The organism is Leptolyngbya sp. FACHB-36, from assembly GCF_014695955.1.
Lineage (GTDB): Bacteria > Cyanobacteriota > Cyanobacteriia > Leptolyngbyales > Leptolyngbyaceae > FACHB-36.
This window is the reverse complement of record NZ_JACJPG010000571.1, coordinates 1-19,565: the sequence shown is the minus strand read 5'-3', so window position 1 is coordinate 19,565 and position 19,565 is coordinate 1. Positions and strand designations below refer to the sequence as shown.

The window sequence follows — 19,565 nt, the reverse complement described above, 5'->3', positions numbered from 1 at the left end:
GTGCTGGAATTTCTATCTGCCAACGAAAGCAACCTCTGGACGTTCGATGCTCAAACGGGAGAAAAATCGCTGCTGACGCCGAAGGGCAAGGAGCCTGTCTCCTATGGAGGCGCGGTGTTCAGCAAAGATGGCAAAGGATTGTACGTCGTCACCGATCGCGAGTCGGAATTCAGCCGTCTTGCCTATTTGGACTTCGCCAGCAAGCGTTACAACTACCTGACTAGCCGAATTCGGTGGGATGTAGAAGGCTTTGACCTCTCTAGAGACGGCAAGTTTCTCGCATTTGTCACCAACGAAGACGGCTCCAGCGTGCTGCATCTTCTAGACACCCGCACGCGGCGAGAGAAGACGCTGCCGAAGCTGCCAATCGGTTTAATTGTCGGCGTCTCGTGGCATCCGAATCGCCCAGAATTAGGATTTACGCTGGTTTCGGCGCGATCGACTGCCGATGTCTATTCGCTGGACATTACAACCAACAAGCTGGAGCGCTGGACCGAAAGCGAAACGGGCGGATTGGACACAGCGAGCTTCTCAGAGCCGCAACTAGTCCGCTGGAAAAGCTTCGACGGCAAAATGATTTCCGGCTTTCTCTATCGTCCTCCTGCCAAATTTTCTGGCAAGCGCCCCGTCATGATTGACATTCATGGTGGACCGGAGGGGCAGTCGCGTCCGCGATTTTTGGGACGGCAAAACTACTACCTAAACGAGTTGGGCGTTGCCATCTTGTTCCCAAACGTGCGCGGCTCTTCAGGCTACGGCAAAACTTTCTTGAAGCTAGATAATCACTACCAACGCGAAGATTCGGTCAAAGACATTGGTGCGTTGATTGACTGGATTGCTCAGCAACCGGACTTAGATGCCGATCGCATTCTGGTAACGGGCGGCAGCTACGGTGGCTATATGTCGCTGGCGGTAGCAACAACCTACAGCGATCGCATTCGAGCGGCGATCGACATCGTAGGCATCTCCAATTTTGTCAGCTTCTTAGAGCGCACTGAAGGCTACCGACGTGATTTGCGCCGCGTTGAGTACGGTGACGAACGCGATCCCAAAATGCGCGAGTTTCTTCTAAAGATTTCGCCATTAAATAACGCAGAAAAAATCAAAAAGCCGCTATTCGTAATTCATGGTAAAAACGACCCACGAGTGCCCCTGAATGAAGCCGAACAAATTGCTGCAACTGTACGGAAGAGCAGCACGCCCGTTTGGTATCTAATGGCAAAAAATGAGGGTCACGGCTTTGGAAAAAAAGAGAATGTAGACTTCCAGTTCTACGCCACCGCACTGTTTGTGAAAGAGTATTTGCTGGGCAAATAGCTATTTGGAGGATAACCCGTATACGTGGAGCTCCTAACTGTTCTTTGAAGCTGCTGCGAGTGGTAGCACCTGATTTAGTTTGCCGCTGCGGAAGCCCTCCAAATCCAGCGTCACGTAGACGAAGCCGAAGGATTGAAACGCACTCACTACCGCTGGTAAATCTGTTGTGAGCACAAATTCCTTAATCTGCTCTGGAGATAGCTCAATCCGCGCCGTGTCGCCCTCCGATCGCACCCGCAGCGTCTTGAGTCCCAGCTTGCGCAAATACACTTCGGCTCTGCCAACTCGTTGCAGCTTGGCGATCGTAATTTCTTCTCCATAGGGAAAGCGAGAGCTGAGGCAAGGTTGAGCGGGCTTGTCCCAGCAGGAAAGCTTCAGATACTTCGCTAGTTCGCGCACCTCGGCTTTGCTAATGCCGACTTCGGCAAGCGGCGATCGGGCACCACGCTCTTTTGCTGCTTGAATTCCCGGTCGGTAGTCGGATAAATCATCCGCATTAACGCCGTCTACCACGTAAGGATAGCCGCGCTGAAGTGCCAGCGGTTTGAGGGTGTCGTGCAGTTCGCTTTTGCAAAAGTAGCAGCGGTTGACAGGATTCGCGGCGTAGTTGGGATTCTCGAGTTCGTGAGTGTTGACGAGTTCGTGAGCAATGCCAATTTCAGCCGCTTGAATGCCTGCGTCTTCCAGGTCTTCCGGCAGTAGCGAAGGCGATACGGCAGTTACCGCCAAGGCACGATCGCCCAGCACATCGTAAGCAATCTTCGCCACCAGCGTACTATCAATGCCACCGGAGTAAGCGATGAGTGCTCGATCCATATCGGCAAATAGCGCTTTCAGTTGTTCCAGCTTGTTTAACTGCATCAGCTACCCCTATTAGCAATGTGGGACGGAGCGCACGCCCGTATCCATTAAGTCCTTATCTAGGGTAGCGTTTCAGAACAGAGGTGATGCTAGGTCAAACGTTTCACAAGGGCGATCGTGCATTCTGAGCACTGACAGGCCTGTCGAACGGCGGTAGGTAACCTTTGCTTCTCACCCATTACTGTGATGCGATCTACTCAGACGCCGTGTAAACCTTACTGCCGCTCCAATCTTTCTTCAACTGTCAAATCTCTGGATTTGTGTGAAATGACCTGTGTGAACAACTCATTAATCGACTAATTCACTCTGCGGCATTCGACGACGCTCCCAGGAACTTGCCAGTGACACCAGCAGCGGTAGCGACAAATTAATCGTTAGTAGACGCACAAGATGTCCAGCCGTGACGATCTCCACATCATGATGCAGCGCCAGCGCAATCCAAATCATTTCTGGCGAACCTCCCGGCGCGCTTACCAGTAGACAGGTGAGCCAATCCCACGGCGTCAGCAGTTTAATCATTCCTGCTGCCATTAGGCTCGTGAAAAACGTCATCGCAACGGGAATTGCCGCACTCACGATCGTGATGAGGTTTAGCACCGGATTGACTGCCCAGTACTCGCCAATGGTGACACCCAGCAGAATTTGACCCACGACTGTCACGATCGGCGGCAGGCTGAAATTGATTACATCAGGCGTAACCAGCACTGATGCCAGATCGAACAGCAACCCGACCAGAATCGAGCAGAAAAAGGCAGCGATCGGAATGTTGATCTTGCTTCCCAGATAGACTGCCAGCAGCGCCACGCCAAACACTAGCGAAGACGACAGCAACTTAAGGCTATCCACGCTGAATAGCTCCATGAGTCGCTGGACGATCGGAACGGAGGCGTGCGGCACTGAGACGTTGGCAATGATCGGCATAACGAAAATTACCGCCGTAAACCGCAGAAGCTGCACCAGCGACACCAGCGCAGGATTTTTGCCGTAGTCCGCTGCCATGCTTGCCATGACGCCGATATTTCCGGGCGTCGTCGCTAGCATCGCCGTCAGCAAATCGGTGCGCTCGATCTGGGCATAGAGGAGACCAATCACGCCGCCGCTAAGCATTAACACCAGCGGCAATCCAAGAAATACGGGCAGTTGGGACGCCAGCGTTTGAAAATTACTGTGTTGCAGCGATAGCCCGATCGACAATCCGATAATTAGCTGCCCCAGCTTGCGGGCGCGGCGGTTGGGTGCCGCCTCTGGTGCGTAGAAGCGACGGTAGACCAAGAATACGATCGCCCCTGCGGCGATACCACCCAGTATCCAGGCACCGCCCTCTAAACCCAGCATGCTGATGCCCAGACCAATGCCAAAGGCAAGCACCAGTTCAAGGGCAGTGACTATCCAAAGCAATCGTTCAGCCACACGCTAGTCTGACTCAGTGGAGATTCTATTCTACTCGCCGTAGCAGTCCGTATAGCAGAGCAACGTTGACGCCTAGGGTTTTGTAGCCAACTTGATCAAACAGGATCACCACTTTGTCGCCTTCGTAGCGCATGACAACGCCTTCACCCCAGGATTTGTGGGCTACACGGCTGTCGAGCGGATAGGGTTTGGCGCTGTCGTCTTTTTCAACGATGATGCCTGCTTTGCAGTTGTCGCAGTTGCCGCAGGGCTTGGCAATTTTTTCACCAAAATAGTTGAGCAAGTATTCACGCCGACAGTCGCGCACCTCAGCATAGCCGCGCATCATTTCCAACCGCGATCGCACCATTTGCTGGTAGCGCTCTTGCATCTGCACCGCGTCCGTCACGGCATCCATCAAGTTGTCCGGTAGCTCCTCTGGCAGCACAACCTCCCCTGTCGGCAGCGTTTCTACCATGCCTACGTCTTCTAAACGGCTCAGGGCTGTGGCAATTTTAGACTGCGATAGGTCAGTGGCTTGCCGCAGGTCTTTCGGGTTAAGCGGCTGCTCGGCTCCTTGCACTGCGATCGCCACCTGCATGACCTGATCCTCATCCACCTGACCTCCGCCCGCAAAAAAGCGCCGCAGATTCAAGTCTTCTGAGTTGTAGAACAGCGTTGCTTTGGCAGGCTCGCCGTCGCGTCCGCCGCGTCCAATTTCCTGGTAGTAAGAGTCGATCGAGTCGCTGATATCGTAGTGGAACACAAAGCGGACGTTGGGTTTGTCAATGCCCATGCCAAAGGCTGTAGTGGCAACGATAACCTCAACCTCGTCAGTCATAAAGGCAGTTTGCGCCTGTTCTCGCTGCGTGCGGTTCAGACCTGCGTGGTAAAAAGTGGCGCGAATCATACGATCGCTCAACGCCTGCGTGATTTCTTCTGCCCGCTTGCGAGTGGCAGCATAAACAATTCCTGGCTTGTCTGCCTTTACCACTCGCTGCACCAGCGCGTCTAGTTTCTCGGCGCTGTCCTCAAACCGATCGACGCTCAAGAACAGATTGGGACGATCAAACCCTTGCACAATGACGCGCTCATTTCGCATTCCCAATCGATCAAGGATTTCTTGGCGCACTGGCGGAGCTGCTGTTGCCGTCAGTGCCAGAACTGCCGGATGACCTAGCGCTTCAATGACAGTTCCCAGCCGTAAATAGTCGGGACGAAAATCATGTCCCCATTCGCTGATGCAATGTGCCTCATCAACAACAAACAGCGATGGTTTTGCGGCTTTTAGGTGCTCCAGCGTTTCCTCATTGCTGAACTGCTCCGGTGCTAGAAACAAAAACTCCAGTTCGCCCGCCCGAAACTCATCGAACGCCTGCTGACGATCGCTCGGCTTACTAGTGGAATTCACCAGCGCTGCGCGCCCCCACTCCTGCTGCTGAATCGTCTCGACCTGATCGGCTTGTAGCGCAATCAGCGGCGAAACCACGATCGTACAGCCCGGAATTTGCATTGCCACGATCTGGTAAATCGCTGATTTTCCTGAGCCCGTTGGCATCACTGCCAGCGTATCGTGCCCGCTCAGCACCGCCTGAATCGCTCCTTCCTGTCCCGGACGCAAGTGGTCATAGCCAAAATAATCGTGCGCTGCTTGCTGAATCTGCTGAGCGCTTTTTCGTCGTCTTGCCATGTATCAATCTCTAGCTGTGCTAAGCGGACGTTGGGCGGAGACGGATGAATGCAAGGGTTTTGAATTCATCCGATGTCCGTGCCTCACGCTTCGTCCCGCCGCTCTGTGTAGTCCTCGGACGACGACGGTTCCAGTTCCCATCGGCGATCGTCCCGCTGCTCAAGAATTTCAGTCGTCCTGAGAAACGCACGATCGTCCATTTCCAGACCGACTGCCGCGCCCAGTTCGTCCACAATATCCATGTCTGGCGTGGAAACGGTGCCGCCGACAGATTCATCGCCAACGGCGTTCGCCTGCTCGTAGTTTGCGTCAATGTCGCCGCCCGTCAACACAGCAGAGGCTTCATGATATTCGCTGGCACGATCGCGCATGGTGCGTCCACCGATCACATATCCGGGAAGCTCCTGAACGCCTGTCCCGTAAGATTCGGTGATTTCCTGCGGCAAGTCTCCCATGTCACCGTCGAGACGATCTTCAGTAAACTCCTCGTCGTCAACTTCAGCACCGCCTGTCTGCAGTATGGGATCGGTGTTATCTGCCATTGTCATGGTTCTGACTCCTACTGTCTCGTTCTGCTTGCAGCCTACCCAAAGCCGCGGATTGGCAGAATCTTCACTTAGGCAGAAAGTTCGTTATCATTCGGCATAGCGCTGCATGGAGAGACATGACCGAGGAAAGCCCAACACGCGGACAGGCTGAACGAATGCTCGCACAGCGGATACAAGCGCTTTATAAAGAGCAACTAGGGCAGCGACCAGAGCGTATTACTTGTCAATTTTTTGATGAAAAACTGGCGATCGTCCTAGAGAAGATTGTGACGCCTGTTGAGCAGCTTTTGCTAGAAACCGATCGTCAGGCGCTAGCCCAGCAGTTAAGGCTTGAAATCGATGAAGCAATTCAGCATCAGTTGGTAGCGCTGATTCAGGAAATAGCAGGAGTAAGCGTTAAAAGCGCATTAATCAAAACGGAGCTAACGCACGACTATTCTGGACTCATTGTGTTGCTGAGCAATGTTCCATACGTGCGCGATCCGCTGACCATTCCTAAAGTCAAAAAGGAGAAAGTGTCCGATCGAGATAACGATGAATAACCGTTTGTAGCTGCTCGATCGGGCAGGGTTTCTCAATATAAGCATTGCAGCCTGTCCGCCACGCTCTTTCATAAAATAGATAGGCAGGCAAACTCGTTAGCGCCACGATCGGAACTGAATTATTTGTCGATCGAATACGTTCTACTACAGCAAACCCATCGACCTTTGGCAGCACTAACTCCGTTACAATGAGCGCGGGTTGGTACTCGTCTACCCATCGCAGTGCAGTCGCCCCATCTTGAGCTGTCAAAGCAACACTGCCGCAAAGCGTCACCATTTCGTTCATCAAAAACAAGCTATCTGGATCACTATCTAAGACCAAGACTAGCGGTGAGTCTAGAACCCGTGAGAATTGCTTTAGAAACAAGCGATGTCAACTCCACAGTAGGCAGACTTATTTGTAACGCTTTATCAGATAGCTGCTGCAATTTAATCGTCTGTGAACTAAAGCTAATTCACCGCTGCCAGTATAAAACGCTATCGAACACTGAGCTATGGAAACTGGTTAATTTTTCTGCGATTTCGTTAGGAAGCTTTAATTCTGCTACAAGAAACTAGCCATAAAGCTAACACAACATCTAATTTAACCTACCGCGCCCCTCAACTAAAAACGGCAATCTAATGATTTCTTTAGCTTCTATCAACGTGAAAACAAACTACGTTAATGGATTTCCTAGATAAGCAAAGATCTCCAGTGACAGTAACTATTTCAACGCTTGGAATCTTTCGCCGTTTAACAATAGCACCGCCAGCAGTAAACTCGCTGTCATTCAAGTGACATTCGACATTTACAAGTGACATTTACCATGAGGTGCGTAAAGTGGCACTGTGTGGAATATCACTATATAGGGTTTGTGCTGCTATGGCGTATTTCTAGCTCGCAATTAGCTGGTTAAAAAAGCATTCCGGGTCATCTCTACCTATCGATCGACTGTCGCATCTCCCTACAGAGCGAGGAGTCGATCGCGGCACGAAGCGTACTCTAAAGCGTACCTAATGTAATTTACGCCATCAGTGTCCTTGCGCTTTCGGGAGCGAGGCTGTGCCCACTTGGGAGGACTTACCATGACAGAAACGAATGGAGCAGGCAAGAAGCGAGTTGCCATCCTGATCGAGCAGAAAGTTGAGGACGCCGAGTTTCAGGTTCCCTACAATGCGTTGAAGAAAGCGGGAGCGGATGTTGTTGTATTAGGCTCCCGCATGAACGAGGAGTACAAGGGCAAGCAGAACCAGCTTTCTATCAAGCCGGATGCTACGACGACTGAGGTAACTGCGTCAGAATTTGATTTTGTTATTATTCCGGGCGGTATGGCTCCTGACCAGATGCGCACAAACATGAAGACGGTGCGCTTCGTTAAGGACGCGGTGCAGCAGGGAATAGGAGTTGCCGCAATTTGTCACGGCCCTCAAGTTTTGATCGAAGGTGATTTGCTCAAGGATAAGCAGGCAACTGGCTTCCGTTCCATTCGTAAAGACATTCAGAACGCTGGAGCAGAGTACGTTGATGCACCGCTAGTGGTTGATGGCAATCTAATCACATCTCGGCGTCCAGGAGATTTACCGATTTTTACGACTGCCATCCTAAAGCGGTTGGGCTTGAGCGTTCCTGACACAACCCTGCCTGATGAAGATGATGTGGATGCGGGCTGGTGGAAGCTGGGTGAGGAATGGGGCGGCTCCAGCAAGAGTGAAATTGTCGGTGCCATTAACACGGCGATCGCCGGAGAGCGCTACGGGTTGGAATCGTTCCAAAACTACCTGGAAAGCGTTACCGATGGCGAAATCTGTCAGACGTTCAAATCGATCTGTGCCCACAAGCAGCAGCACATTCAGCAGCTAGAAGCGCGGTTAAGCGTACTGGGCGAGCAGCCTTCCCTCAAGGTAACTATCAGTAGCGTTCTAGCAGACTTGAAGGGCTGGCTGCAAAGCAATAAAAGCGATGCCACCATTTTGCGCCGTGCGCTAGGCGATCTGCAAACGGGCGTTGTGGACACCTATAACCTGCGAAACAAAATTACTGATCCGGCAACAGTCGCCATTTTTGACGACATGGAAGTTGTGCTGGCTAAAGATGAGCAGCAAATCGGTGACCTCTACCACAACCGCATTGTTGCAGAGCGATCGCAGCCGCCGATGCCCACCAGTCGCCCAGCCGTTAGCTCGTAGTTCAAATGACGAATGTTGAGTTTGGCTGCTCAACTCGTCATTCAAAACTCATCACTATTGCACTCCCACTCTTCACTTAAGGAGACCCACCGATGGAACTAGAATCCTCTCAAACGCAGCAAGCCCAAGATCTGGGCGACAAGGAGCGCTGGGCGTCGATTATTGGCGGTAGCGCAATGGTGCTGTTTGGATTGCAGCAGCGATCGCTCCGGGGCGCACTGATGGCGATCGCAGGCGGTGGGCTAGCGTATCACGGCGTCAAGGGTGAAAAGAGCTTGCCAGATGCGGTCGGTGATGCGGTTGGCATTAACAAGCCGCTGCGAGTCGAGAAGACGGTGACGATCGACAAGCCTGCTGATGAGCTTTACAGCTTCTGGCACAATTTTGAAAATCTGCCAACGTTCATGAAGCATCTCCAGTCAGTCAAGGTCATCGATATTCGCCGATCGCACTGGGTCACGAAAGCGCCACTGGGACAAACCGTCGAGTGGGATGCAGACATTGTGGACGATCGTCCGAATGAGCTGATCGCATGGGCGTCGCTTGATGGCGCAGATGTCGAAAATGCTGGGCTTGTTCGGTTTAAGCCTGCCCCATCTGGACGGGGTACAGAAGTCAAAGTGGTGCTCGAATATCACATTCCGGGTGGTGCTGTTAGTACTTCTCTTGCCAAGCTTTTTGGTGAAGAACCGGAGCAGCAAGTTGGCGATGAACTCCGCCGCTTTAAGCAACTGATGGAAGCTGGAGAAATTGCCACCACTGCCGGACAGCCAACTGGTCGGAATGACTCGTAGAAACGAGCATTCAGACAGCATTCTTGGGGCAAGTTAAGCATTCGTCTGCTGAATGCTTCGCCCCGAAACTAATTTGTGTAATGAAGGAGGATTTCCGTGTTTCAACTATTCAAAATTGCCCGGACGCTGCTACTGTCGATCGCGCTATTTGTGAGCAGCATTCTGTTCAGCGCAGCTTTTATGAGTCACTCAATGACCGCCTTTGCAGAGCCTGTTACTCCAGAGGCAGCCGCTTACGAAATTGACAATGCAAACAGCCCTGAAGAAGCAGCAAGAACTATCAAAAATAAGGCTCAAGATTACAAACAAGAGCTAGATGAGGATACTCACTACACGGCAAAGGCTGCGAAGAAAGTCGCTAGCGCAACAAAAGATAAGCTAGACCAATCTGCGGACACGATCGGTGAAAAAACGCGACAGGCAAGTGATAGAGCTGCCGATGCTAGCGATAAATTGACAGAGCGTAGCGAAAACAAGCTGAAGGGAATCGCTGACAACGTGCGCGAGAAGCTAAATTTGGATGAACCAATTCCTCAAAGCACAAGAGAGTTTCTAGGCGATGCTGAAGAAAAAGTAGATGAAGCTGTTCGCCCTGTTACTGGAAACAGCGGCTACTTTAAAGCCCAGAAAGCCGATCGTAACTAGGTGAAACGGCAGTTTTCAGTTCACTTTTTGGTTAAGTGAAGTTTGGAATTTGGTGATAGGTAATTAGCTGCACAATGCTGATTACCTATTGTTTATTATTGCCTTTCTCCGGCTACTACATTACATCTTTTGACTTTCACTAACAACTTGCACTTCAAATGACTTGACCTACGAAAGCGGTCTGCTGTTATTGGTCAAATGAGGGCAAATAAAGGTGTTGATTGAGGCGCTCGTTTAAGTCGTGGGGCTGCTCTAGTGTTGTCATTAACCAATGTTTGCCACTAGAGTAAGCCCCCACACTTACGGAATTTTCAAGCATAAGCTGAACAGCTGCATCAGGGTAACAATCAAGCAAGGAGCTAGCACTATATGACCGATTCGACAGAGATGAAAGTGAGTGCCGCAGAATCGGCAACAGGACAAATGGGGCAAAAGTATCTAGCAGCGGGTGAACGGGTTGCGCTGCGCCTATGGGACAATGAACCACCGAATCCCGAGAAGCAGCAGTCAACCCGCGACTATGAAACAGTCGGCTATGTACTCAAAGGGCGCGCCGTGCTGCATCTAGACAGTCAACAAATTTCGCTACAACCGGGAGATTCGTGGATCGTGCCGTCAGGTACCGTGCACGCCTACGAGATCTTGGAACCCTTTACAGCGATCGAAGCAACCAGTCCTCCAGCCCAAGAAAACGGGCGCGATCGTCCTTAGTCTAGACTCGTGCGGTGTCAGTTGCATTGCGCAAGCTGCGTATGAAGATTCTGTGGGGCAGGAGACGGTGATCGACCAGAAATGCTATCTTCGACAAAGACTGGAAAACGTTTCCGTGAGGCTGTAGAGGGAGAGAGTGTGTTCTTGACCTAGCAGCCCATAAGCTTTTCCGCGCTGATCGCATGATAATCCGTCAGCCAGCGCTGCTACTAGCTGGGGCTGTCTAAGTCTGGCTGTAATTCTCTATAACAGACCGAGTGAGCTGTCTTGTTTGTAGCTGGACTGGCTGCTCAGAGAATTTCTATTTTGGCTGCTTGAACCCTACCCATTTATTATTTGTACCATGTCCCGACAACACCAACTTGACACAGAACATTTGCAGCGGCTATCTGACCCCTCGGATTTTGGTTCCGCTCAGCAGGGCCGATCAACTCATCGCATTGCATCCTCTTCAGACGTTGATGCTTTGATCAAAAGCCTTGTTCCCGACAATCTCACCCCGAACAAGCGGGCAGTCATTGAGCAAATGATCACGGTGTGGTTGGCTAAAGTGCAGGTGAATAAAGACAAGTTTTAACCTACGTTTGTCCTGATTTCAGGAGAACACACGCTTCCATTAGTTGTGGAGATACGCTGAGCCGTATCTCCATTTTTGCGTCTGGAGCGGCAGAATTAGGAATTTTTATATAAGATGTGATTAATTCTCTTAAGTATTTTTGCGGTTGTTCCTTGCTGTCTTGTCGTGGCTTTGGGGAGTCGAGGCTAAAAGTTTTTAGGGCTTTACGAAACATTCATTCGCCCTGCTGTAGTCCTGTAAACATAAGTCCTGTTGAACATGTCGCCCTGGAGAAAATTTCATGATAGCTGGGCAGCCTCCTATAACGGTTTCTGAACGATCGCTCCAAACGCTCCGTGAGCAGATTCGGTTGGTTGCAGAGTCAAAGACAGACGACTTCTTTGATCTCGCGAGAATTGCAGGGCTTAACCCACTGAGAGATTTTGCACAGGCAAACCTGAGCGATGTTGACCTGCGCTCTGCTCAGTTGAGCACCGCTGAACTGGTTAGAACAAATTTGAAGCGGGCAAATTTGCTCAATGCAAACCTGACCGAAGCAAACTTGAGCGGTGCGAATTTGACAGGAGCGGATCTGACGAGTGCCAAGCTAGAGTATGCCAACCTAACCACGACGGACTTGACCCAGACAAACTTGACCAGTGCGACGCTGATGGGTGCAGATTTGCGGGGAGCGGTCCTGACAACAGCGGTGTTGAATTTTGCCAAGCTGAGTCGATCGACGTTGATTAGTGCTCGTGTCGATCGAGCAAGTCTGCGGGAAGCCAACTTGAGCCATACGGATCTGCGTCGAGCTACCCTAGCCGAGTCAGATTTAAGCGGCGCAAACTTCTACGGAGCCGACCTCAGCAGTGCGAACTTGTCTGGCGCAATCTTGAGCAGCACAAGCTTCGTCGGAGCAACGGTAAGCCAGACGCAGTTTAGCCGCAACGCTGGCTTGAATGAGCAAGTTAGGCTGTACCTAGAGCAGCGCGGCGCACTATTTGAGGGCTAGAGCCAGTTTCCAACCAAGATGTAGGGTGCCCAGTAAAACGGATGCCGATACTGTGGATCGCTGAGCAGCGTCAGTTGAGCGCGTTTTAGCGCTGCCGCCTTCGTCAAGCTTGTGTTCCGTAGCGCCTTGTAGAACTGACCCATCACCCGTGCTGTTGCATCGTCGTCTACGGACCAGAGGGTTGCTAGCGTGCTGCGTGCTCCAGAGCGCACTGCCACACCTGCAATGCCCAAGGCAGCGCGTCGATCGCCCGTCGCTGTTTTGCAGGCGCTAAGAACCAGCAGTTCGATCGCGCCTTGCTGATTGGTTTCTCGCGTTCGCAACAGCGCACTCAACTCTTCAACATTGAGGCGATCGTCGTAGGTCAGCACAAAGGTTTCGTCTGCGGTAGAGCCAAATTGACCGTGAGTTGCCAAATGCACCACCGAAGCAGATAGCGACTTCACCTGCTCTTGGATGGCAGCGCGAGTAAAGCCTTGATTCAGCAAGATACGGCTAGGTATTTCTGATTGGATTTGCTGTAGCTCGGTTTGCACATTTGGCAGCGCTGAGAATTCAGGTTCGCGGGCGTCTGTCAGTCCGGCAGCAAGCGCATTCAGCGTTTCTTTTACCAGCGGTCGCGGATTGAGAAGCTGGAGTCCCGGCGTTAGAGCAACGTCGTAGTTTTCCACCAGATACTGTTTGCCATCGTTCAGGGCTGCCATCGGAATGCTGCGCAGCGACCCATCCAGTACAAACACCAGTGTTTTAATGTTGCGGGTTTTTAGCTCTGCCGCGATCGGGCGAATCAGCCAGTCGTACAGCTTGCGCGACATTGGCAGAAATTCCGGTGTGGATCGCGTCACTAGCTTGGTTTGCAAACTCGCAAGAGTCGCTTCCACTTGTGATTGGGGCAGCCGAACCGTGTGATAGCGCAGAGTCGTAGCGTCAGCGCTGGACGTGGGCAGCGATAGAATCACTTCGATCCGATCGGGCAGAATTACTGGATAAATGACCGCTGCCGTCTGGTCGATTTGGTCAATTTGTACGGGTTTGGCATCCAAGCAGGCTCTGCGAAAGAAGTTATCTAGCTCTGCCAGCTGCAGCAATTCAATAACAGTCCGCGCCTGGGCAAGTTCCGCCTGACCGGGGTTCGACTGTAACAGCAAGCTCACGAACTCCCGATACACGGGTTCCACGCCTTCCCGAAACGAAAACTGCACCTCGCGATTCATTGCAACCAAATCGCTGCGGAGTGATTTCAGCAGCTCGACGGCTCGGCTGTAGGCGGCGATCGCGCGCTTCTCGCTGCCCTGCGAATTGCTGGGTGCCTTGAGAATTCGTCCCAGTTGCCAGTACCCCTGATACGCGATGTCTGAGGCCCCCAGATCCTCCGCTAGCCGCAGCGATCGCTGGGTCAAATCCTGCGCGGCTGACCACTGCTGCGTCTGTTCGTACACGCTGCCTAACGCCCCCAACGCGTAGGCTTCTGCCCGCTGGTCGCCGAGCATTTTCGCGGTTTTAACCGCAGCCGCAACCGTGCGAGCGATCGACGTCCATGCCAGTTTTGAGGAGGGACGATCGGGGGTAATGGGGGATTCACGATCGTCGTCGCTGTGGCAGCGCGAGTGTCCGGCTACCCCGTTCAGACACAATAGGCTTTGGGCAGCGTGCAAACGGGCATAAACCGCTTTGCGGCTGGCAGGTAGAGTCTCAAGCTGAGGCTGAATTGCGGTCCACAGCGTTTGTGCCTCGGTCCCCTGTCGCGTTTCAACTAGCAAGCGTAATTGATTTAAGCGGGCTTGCAGTTGCGTTGTGGCAGCGGCAGACGTGGCGGCTGCCTGCTGGTAGTACTGCATCGCTTGAGCAAACTGACGTTGCGCTTGCGCCGTAATGCCCAGACTCAGCAGAACGTCAGCCTTCAATTCTGGCGATCGCACTGCATCCGCGATCGCTAAGCTCTGCTCTAGCACCTGCCGAGCCGCGAGACTGCTTGCCGTTGCCTGATCCAGTACGCCGACCACTCGCAGCGTGTTGCCAAGACTGAGCAACCCGGTTGCTTTCAGCGCTGAGTTGGGCTGCTGCTGCAATTGACGATTCACCTGAGTCAGGATGAGCAGCGATCGGCGATACATGCCCATTGCCTGTAGTGCCTGAGCCTGATTGATTTGAGCGCCGATGCTGCCAGCGGCATCGCCAAGCTGCGTGTAAATAGCGCTTGCCTGCTCCCAACTAGTGAGGGCTTTTTCGGACTGTCCCGCCGTGAGATACAGCCGACCTTGAGTGTTCAGGGTTTGAGCCGTCAGGAGTGAGGCGTCAGGACCAAGAAGAGTCAGGCTCGTGGTAATAGCTTGCTGTGCAGCGTTTCCATGCCCTAACTGCTGATATGTCAGCGCTAAATAATGAAGCGCCTGAGCTTGACTGGCGCGATCGCCCTGCGCCTGAAACGTGTGGGCTGCCTGCTGAAACTGGTTAACTGCCTCGGCAAACCGTTCTGACTGGTAAAGTTGCACGCCTTGCTGTAGCTGCTGAGCAGCGTTGGAATGACTGACGACAGCAATGTCGATCGCGGCGATTCGTGGGAAAGGGGCGATCGAAGCAACGCTGAGATGGGAGAGGAGGGTGAGCAGGGCGATCGACATTGCAGAAACGCTTCTTGCAGCACGTGCTAAGGCACTAGAGGCACCAATGGCTACAGTATAAAAGCGAGTTTGTTCAACACCTGTTAAGAAAATGGAAAACTCTAAAGGGCTGGACGCGCGACAGGTTGTAAGGTGCAGCAGGGCAGCAGCGGTTCTTGAGCAATGGAGCTAAGTCCGACCGATCGCAGTAAATCCTGCCAGTCTTCCTGCAAGCTGCCATCGCTAGGGTTTGCCTGACGCAGATCCACCAGCGTCATGAGGGCGTCGTGCCAGAAGCCGGAGGCAGCGTAGAGGGCAGCACGATCGTAGCCGTCGGTGATCGCCAGCTTTGCGGCAAGGGCAACATCTGGCTCCACTCGCTGGAGCTCACCGTCCACCAGCACATCTCTGCTGCGATCGGTGCGGTCGCAGACCATCGAAAAAGCCCAGTAGTAAGGCTTGCCCACCTGCAGCACCGGCAAGGATGGGGCAGCAGCAGGGCGAATGCGAATTACGCCCGATCGCGCGGCAGGCGTATACGTTTGCTGATAAACAACATTTCCAGCTTCATCTTGCAGCACGAACTCTAAGGCTTCTGCCGAAGCAAGCGGCACATAAAACAGAAATGTAGGTGTGCTGGCGCTCAGCACTTGAGGGTCCCATTCAGGCGTCAACGCCGTCAGCTTTTGCGCTCCAGCTTTGCAGGCACTTCCCCGCACGCTACCAGGAACTCGCCGACTGGGAACGGTACCGACTTGACGCGGAATGAACGCAATGCGCTTGCGTCGCTGTCGAGCTGAGGAGGAAGCTTGCGCGATCGCGCCCTGATCACGAACTGTTGGGCGTGAGGGGTTAGCAGACGCCTGTTGAAAATCGCTGATCAGTGCAGATGTTAGTGCGGTTAACGCAGCGAGCGGTAGCAGGCATCGGGTCCAAACAGGGTTCATAGCCAGCCCCAGCAGTGATTAACGGCTTATCCATTCAAAACCTACACAGGATGACGTAGAAATTCCGGTCGCGGTTCCGGCTTCAATCGCCGTTCAAAATGTCTTAACAAGAATCCCTGCGGTCAAATTCTATACTGATGCCATTGCACCAGCGTAGCCAGCGGTTTAGAGCACGGGAGCCGTCGCATGAGATCGAGTCAGAGACAGCGGACATGGCAGATAAGTCTTGCGATCGGCATGGCGGTCGCCACCGTTGAGGCTCCGGCTCACGCGCAACTGAATCTGACCCCCGATACCGACGCCAATCGCAGTTTGGGAACGACGGTGCAGTCGATCGATGCCCAGTCTCAGCTGATCACAGGGGGCGCCCGTCCTCAAAATGGGGCAAATTTATTCCACAGCTTTCAAGAATTCAACGTCCCGGAAGGACGCGCTGTTTTTTTTGACAATCCGACAGGTGTGCAAAGCATCTTCAGCCGCGTGACGGGTAGCGATCCGTCGGATATCTTAGGGACGATCGGCGTTCGGGGGGGCACGGCTACGTTATTTCTACTCAACCCCACCGGCATTTTGTTCGGTCCGAATGCCCGCCTGGATATCGCTGGCTCGTTCGTCGCCACGACTGCCACTGCCATCCAGTTTGGCAGCGTCGGTCGCTTTAGCGCTACGGCTCCAGAGTCACCCGCACTGTTAACGGTTAATCCATCAGCGCTTCTGTTTAATCAGCTTGAGACGCCGCCGATCGTCGTTCAGACGCAGCGAGAAGCCGGAATCGATACCTGGTTCCGTGAACCACAAACCGCCTACGAAGGACTGAATGTTCCGACTGGGCAGAGTTTGCTGCTAGTCGGCGGCAACGTACAGCTAGACAACGGTGTGCTGCAAGCGCTAAGTGGGCGAATCGACATCGGAGGACTGGCGGGTGCTGGGACCGTTGAGCTAACCCAGGGTGAAAATCGGCTGAGGCTGGGGCAGTTTACGGGCGCGCTGAGCGATGTGACGCTGACGCAAACCACTCGTTTGGACGGGCGTGGCAACACGGGCAGCGTTGCGGTGACGGCTCGAAACATTACCCTGTTTAACGCCGCTCCGACCTACCCCGAGATTGGTCCCACGATCGTGGCAGGCGCAACGGTGACTGGCAGCCTAACCGACCAAGCCGGAGATATTACGCTGAGCGCAACTGGAGACGTGTCGCTGACGGCTGGAAACTTAATTAATCGGGTACCGCCGCAGGGTCAAGGGAGCGGCGGCAACATTCGCATACAGGCAAACTCGCTGACGCTACAAACGCTGTCCAACATTGACGCAAACAGCGACGGTGCCGGAAATGCAGGTCGAGTCATCGTGGATGCCGATCGCGTCCGAATCGATGGCAGCACTGCCAATCAAGGACTGAGCAGTACGGTGTTTTCAAACGCTCCCAATACTGCCACCAGCGGCGGCATTCAGGTGCGAGCGAACTCCCTGGAACTGGTCAATGCAGGACGGCTCTCCTCCCAGACCTACACGGGCAACGCGGGAGATATCGTTCTAGAAGTAGGTTCGCTGCTGCTAGACAGTTCGGCGATCGACTCTAGCACCTTCAGCCCGATTGGTGGCAATGGCGGCAACATCACGATTCTCGCCCGCGATAATGTCACCGTGCTGAAACGGGTATCGGATGACGAAACAGGAATCACGAGCCGCGTCCAAACTGCGTCCAGAGGAAATGCAGGCAATATCAACATTGGCGCGGGCGGCGTGTTCAGTCTCCGCAATGATGCTAACCCGGAGTTTGACAGCGCCGCAATTCTATCGGCTAGCACCAACGGACAGGGCAATGCAGGCAGCGTGACGATTCGTGCTGATCGCGGGATTTCGCTCAGTGGCAGTGGTGGAGCGGTGGCTGAAATTTTGACCACCGTTGCATCGCAGGCACAAGGCAATGGCGGTGCGATCACCTTTGTGACAGACGGACCTCTCAGCTTTAATACGGGTCGAGTTGCCTCGACAATCGAGCGCGATGGGCAAGGCACAGGCGGCAGCATCACGATCGCGGCGGGACCCATTTCGCTAACAGAAAACTCTGCCATTCAAACGACCACTAATGGAGTCGGCAACGCAGGCAGCATTCAGATTACAGGTCGATCGCTGGCACTTAACCAATCCAGAATTCTTGGCAACACAAACGGGCACGGCAACGCAGGCAACATTACAGTGGCAGTGCAGGGGGAAATTGCGCTGGATCAGTCGGGCATTGCCAGCACGATCGACGCGAGCGGTCAGGGAAATGGTGGCAGCATCCAGATTACGGGTAGTGGTCTGTCTGTCACAACCCAGGATTTTAGGTCCGCTGGGATCTTCAGCAGTTTAGCGGGCGCTGACACGATCGGCGCACGCGGCAGAGGCGGTGATATCACGATCGACGTTGGCAGCGGCAGCGTGCTGTTTGATGGCGTGGAAGGTGGAATTGACAGCAGTTTGTTTCGGGATGCTGAGGGCAAGGGAGGCAACGTCGAAGTGACGGCAGGCTCCGTGACCATTCGCAACGGTGCACGCATTCGCGGCAGAACGTTTGGACTCGCGCCAGGAAGTGCCGACGCTGGCAACATCACCATCAACACAACCTCTCTTAGCCTTGAGACAGGCGGACAAATCACTGCCAGCACCTCTGGGCTTCCCGGACTTCTGGGACAAGGGAAAGGAGGAGACATTCGCATTCGCGCCACGGGTGATGTTTCCCTGGTCGATCGCCGCACGGGTGTTGACCGCACCACGGGTCGAATCAACGACGGCGACGATCGCGCTGGCATTTACAGCGATGTCAGTAACTCGATCGGGCAGGGCGGCACGATCGAGATTCAAGCCCGATCGCTCTCGGTCCTGAATGGGGCGCTGATCTCTAGCAACACCAGCAGCATTGGCAACGCCGGAACGATTCGGATTCAAGCAGCAGACACGATGCGGCTGTCGCGAGAAACCGATGTGGCGGGCATTGAGGAAAACGGCGCAGTCACGATCGGCAATCTTTACGCCAGCGGTCTATTGACCGATACCCGATTGCTTAATGACGGTACCGGAGGGCGCGGTGGCGATATTGAAGTCAGCGCGCCAACTCTGCAACTCCTGAATGGCTCGGTTATCAGCGCCACAACCAGCACGCCCACCCAGGACGGCGGCAATGTACAGCTGGCGGTGCGATCGCTGACGGTGGGCAATGGCGGACAAGTGCTCACCAGCACGTTCAACAGCGGCAGCGCCGGAAGCATCACGATCGCGGGCGGTGAGGTATTGCTGTCGGGCAGCGATGCGAATTTTGCTGCGCGGCTAGATTTGCTGAGTCGGCAGAATCCGGCGCGGCGAGTGAGAGACGAGGTGGGCATTCCCACGAGCGCCAGCAGTGGACTGTTTGCCGACACAACGAGCAGCGCTACGGGCACTGGCGGCAGCATCACGCTCAAAGGTGCGGCGCTAACCGTGCTCGATTCAGCTCAGCTATCTGCCCAGAGCCAAGGACGCGGCGATGCGGGTAGCTTGTCGATCGCCGTCGATCGCCTCCGCCTCGATCGACAAGGAAAAATCACCACTGACACAACGGCTGCAGGGGCAGGTGGCAGCATTGCGGTCGTGGCGGATCAGTTCGATGCCAGCGGTGGTGGACAACTGCGGACAACCACCTTTGGCATGGGTGCGGCAGGAAATATCACCGTGCAAGTCAGCGATCGATTGCGGCTGCGAGGAAGCGGGACAGGCTTTTTTGCTGACACCGAATCAGGCTCAACCGGAAGCGGGGGAAGTATTTTTA

The 19,565-nt window shown here is 53.8% G+C and carries 16 protein-coding genes; 9 read left to right on the top strand and 7 right to left on the bottom strand.

The genetic code is table 11. The annotated features are described in order from the left end of the window. Nucleotides 1-1,317: prolyl oligopeptidase family serine peptidase (locus H6F43_RS16435; RefSeq protein ID WP_190343800.1), on the top strand; the 1,317-nt coding region annotated here is incomplete at its 5' end. 33 nt (nt 1,318-1,350) lie between these two features. Here H6F43_RS16435 and larE read toward each other — a convergent pair. From larE to H6F43_RS16415, 4 genes are all read right to left on the bottom strand, one after another. Then, nucleotides 1,351-2,178: an ATP-dependent sacrificial sulfur transferase LarE gene (gene larE, locus H6F43_RS16430; RefSeq protein WP_190343799.1), complete on the bottom strand. Its 828-nt coding sequence runs from the start codon at nt 2,176-2,178 to the stop codon at nt 1,351-1,353. Nucleotides 2,179-2,466: 288 nt separating this feature from the next. Continuing rightward, nucleotides 2,467-3,588, bottom strand: coding sequence for an AbrB family transcriptional regulator (locus H6F43_RS16425; protein ID WP_190343798.1), 1,122 nt, complete (start codon nt 3,586-3,588; stop codon nt 2,467-2,469). Between the two features lie 25 nt (nt 3,589-3,613). After that, on the bottom strand, nt 3,614-5,257 hold the full coding sequence (locus H6F43_RS16420; RefSeq protein ID WP_190343797.1) for a RecQ family ATP-dependent DNA helicase: 1,644 nt from the start codon (nt 5,255-5,257) through the stop codon (nt 3,614-3,616). A gap of 83 nt (nt 5,258-5,340) precedes the next feature. After that, the gene (locus H6F43_RS16415) at nt 5,341-5,805 is read right to left on the bottom strand and encodes a DUF6335 family protein (RefSeq protein ID WP_242025685.1); all 465 of its coding nucleotides are present in this window, start codon (nt 5,803-5,805) and stop codon (nt 5,341-5,343) included. 116 nt (nt 5,806-5,921) lie between these two features. Here H6F43_RS16415 and H6F43_RS16410 point away from each other — a divergent pair, with 116 nt between their 5' ends. Next, on the top strand, nt 5,922-6,347 hold the full coding sequence (locus H6F43_RS16410; RefSeq protein WP_190343796.1) for a DUF2294 domain-containing protein: 426 nt from the start codon (nt 5,922-5,924) through the stop codon (nt 6,345-6,347). Here the strand turns inward: H6F43_RS16410 and H6F43_RS16405 are convergent. Beyond that, complete coding sequence (locus tag H6F43_RS16405; RefSeq protein ID WP_190343795.1) at nt 6,307-6,714, bottom strand: response regulator; 408 nt, start codon at nt 6,712-6,714, stop codon at nt 6,307-6,309. The two genes, H6F43_RS16410 and H6F43_RS16405, sit on opposite strands and share 41 nt — an antisense overlap. A 698-nt stretch (nt 6,715-7,412) precedes the next feature. Here H6F43_RS16405 and H6F43_RS16400 point away from each other — a divergent pair. From H6F43_RS16400 to H6F43_RS16375, 6 genes are all read left to right on the top strand, one after another. After that, on the top strand, nt 7,413-8,513 hold the full coding sequence (locus H6F43_RS16400; RefSeq protein WP_190343794.1) for a DJ-1/PfpI/YhbO family deglycase/protease: 1,101 nt from the start codon (nt 7,413-7,415) through the stop codon (nt 8,511-8,513). Between the two features lie 92 nt (nt 8,514-8,605). Further along, entirely contained in the window at nt 8,606-9,307 is a 702-nt protein-coding gene (locus H6F43_RS16395; RefSeq protein WP_190343793.1) for an SRPBCC family protein, read from the top strand. A 96-nt stretch (nt 9,308-9,403) separates the two neighbouring features. Continuing rightward, the gene (locus tag H6F43_RS16390; RefSeq protein ID WP_190343792.1) at nt 9,404-9,952 is read left to right on the top strand and encodes a hypothetical protein; all 549 of its coding nucleotides are present in this window, start codon (nt 9,404-9,406) and stop codon (nt 9,950-9,952) included. Between the two features lie 369 nt (nt 9,953-10,321). After that, nucleotides 10,322-10,663, top strand: coding sequence for a cupin domain-containing protein (locus H6F43_RS16385; RefSeq protein WP_190343791.1), 342 nt, complete (start codon nt 10,322-10,324; stop codon nt 10,661-10,663). Between the two features lie 343 nt (nt 10,664-11,006). Continuing rightward, nucleotides 11,007-11,240, top strand: coding sequence for a hypothetical protein (locus tag H6F43_RS16380; RefSeq protein WP_190343790.1), 234 nt, complete (start codon nt 11,007-11,009; stop codon nt 11,238-11,240). A 280-nt stretch (nt 11,241-11,520) separates the two neighbouring features. After that, a complete protein-coding gene (locus tag H6F43_RS16375; protein ID WP_190343789.1) occupies nt 11,521-12,231 on the top strand; it encodes a pentapeptide repeat-containing protein in 711 nt (236 codons plus the stop codon). On the opposite strand, the gene H6F43_RS16370 is transcribed toward H6F43_RS16375, so the two are convergent. Together H6F43_RS16370 and H6F43_RS16365 are read right to left on the bottom strand one after the other, a co-directional pair. Then, complete coding sequence (locus H6F43_RS16370) at nt 12,228-14,852, bottom strand: CHAT domain-containing protein (protein WP_190343788.1); 2,625 nt, start codon at nt 14,850-14,852, stop codon at nt 12,228-12,230. The two genes, H6F43_RS16375 and H6F43_RS16370, sit on opposite strands and share 4 nt — an antisense overlap. A gap of 101 nt (nt 14,853-14,953) precedes the next feature. Continuing rightward, nucleotides 14,954-15,778 (bottom strand): DUF928 domain-containing protein, encoded by an 825-nt coding sequence (locus tag H6F43_RS16365; RefSeq protein WP_190343787.1) that lies wholly within the window; start codon nt 15,776-15,778, stop codon nt 14,954-14,956. Nucleotides 15,779-15,964: 186 nt separating this feature from the next. Here H6F43_RS16365 and H6F43_RS16360 point away from each other — a divergent pair. Then, the coding region (locus tag H6F43_RS16360) for a filamentous hemagglutinin N-terminal domain-containing protein (RefSeq protein ID WP_190343786.1) at nt 15,965-19,565 on the top strand (3,601 nt) is incomplete at its 3' end.

Excerpts from the sequence above, each read along its gene's own strand:
- H6F43_RS16420 (WP_190343797.1), bottom strand. The coding sequence starts at position 5,257 with ATGGCAAGACGACGAAAAAGCGCTCAGCAGATTCAGCAAGCAGCGCAC.
- H6F43_RS16415 (WP_242025685.1), bottom strand. The coding sequence starts at position 5,805 with ATGACAATGGCAGATAACACCGATCCCATACTGCAGACAGGCGGTGCT.
- H6F43_RS16365 (WP_190343787.1), bottom strand. The coding sequence starts at position 15,778 with ATGAACCCTGTTTGGACCCGATGCCTGCTACCGCTCGCTGCGTTAACC.
- H6F43_RS16380 (WP_190343790.1), top strand. The coding sequence starts at position 11,007 with ATGTCCCGACAACACCAACTTGACACAGAACATTTGCAGCGGCTATCT.
- larE (WP_190343799.1), bottom strand. The coding sequence starts at position 2,178 with ATGCAGTTAAACAAGCTGGAACAACTGAAAGCGCTATTTGCCGATATG.
- H6F43_RS16395 (WP_190343793.1), top strand. The coding sequence starts at position 8,606 with ATGGAACTAGAATCCTCTCAAACGCAGCAAGCCCAAGATCTGGGCGAC.
- H6F43_RS16375 (WP_190343789.1), top strand. The coding sequence starts at position 11,521 with ATGATAGCTGGGCAGCCTCCTATAACGGTTTCTGAACGATCGCTCCAA.
- H6F43_RS16370 (WP_190343788.1), bottom strand. The coding sequence starts at position 14,852 with ATGTCGATCGCCCTGCTCACCCTCCTCTCCCATCTCAGCGTTGCTTCG.
- H6F43_RS16385 (WP_190343791.1), top strand. The coding sequence starts at position 10,322 with ATGACCGATTCGACAGAGATGAAAGTGAGTGCCGCAGAATCGGCAACA.
- H6F43_RS16400 (WP_190343794.1), top strand. The coding sequence starts at position 7,413 with ATGACAGAAACGAATGGAGCAGGCAAGAAGCGAGTTGCCATCCTGATC.
- H6F43_RS16410 (WP_190343796.1), top strand. The coding sequence starts at position 5,922 with ATGACCGAGGAAAGCCCAACACGCGGACAGGCTGAACGAATGCTCGCA.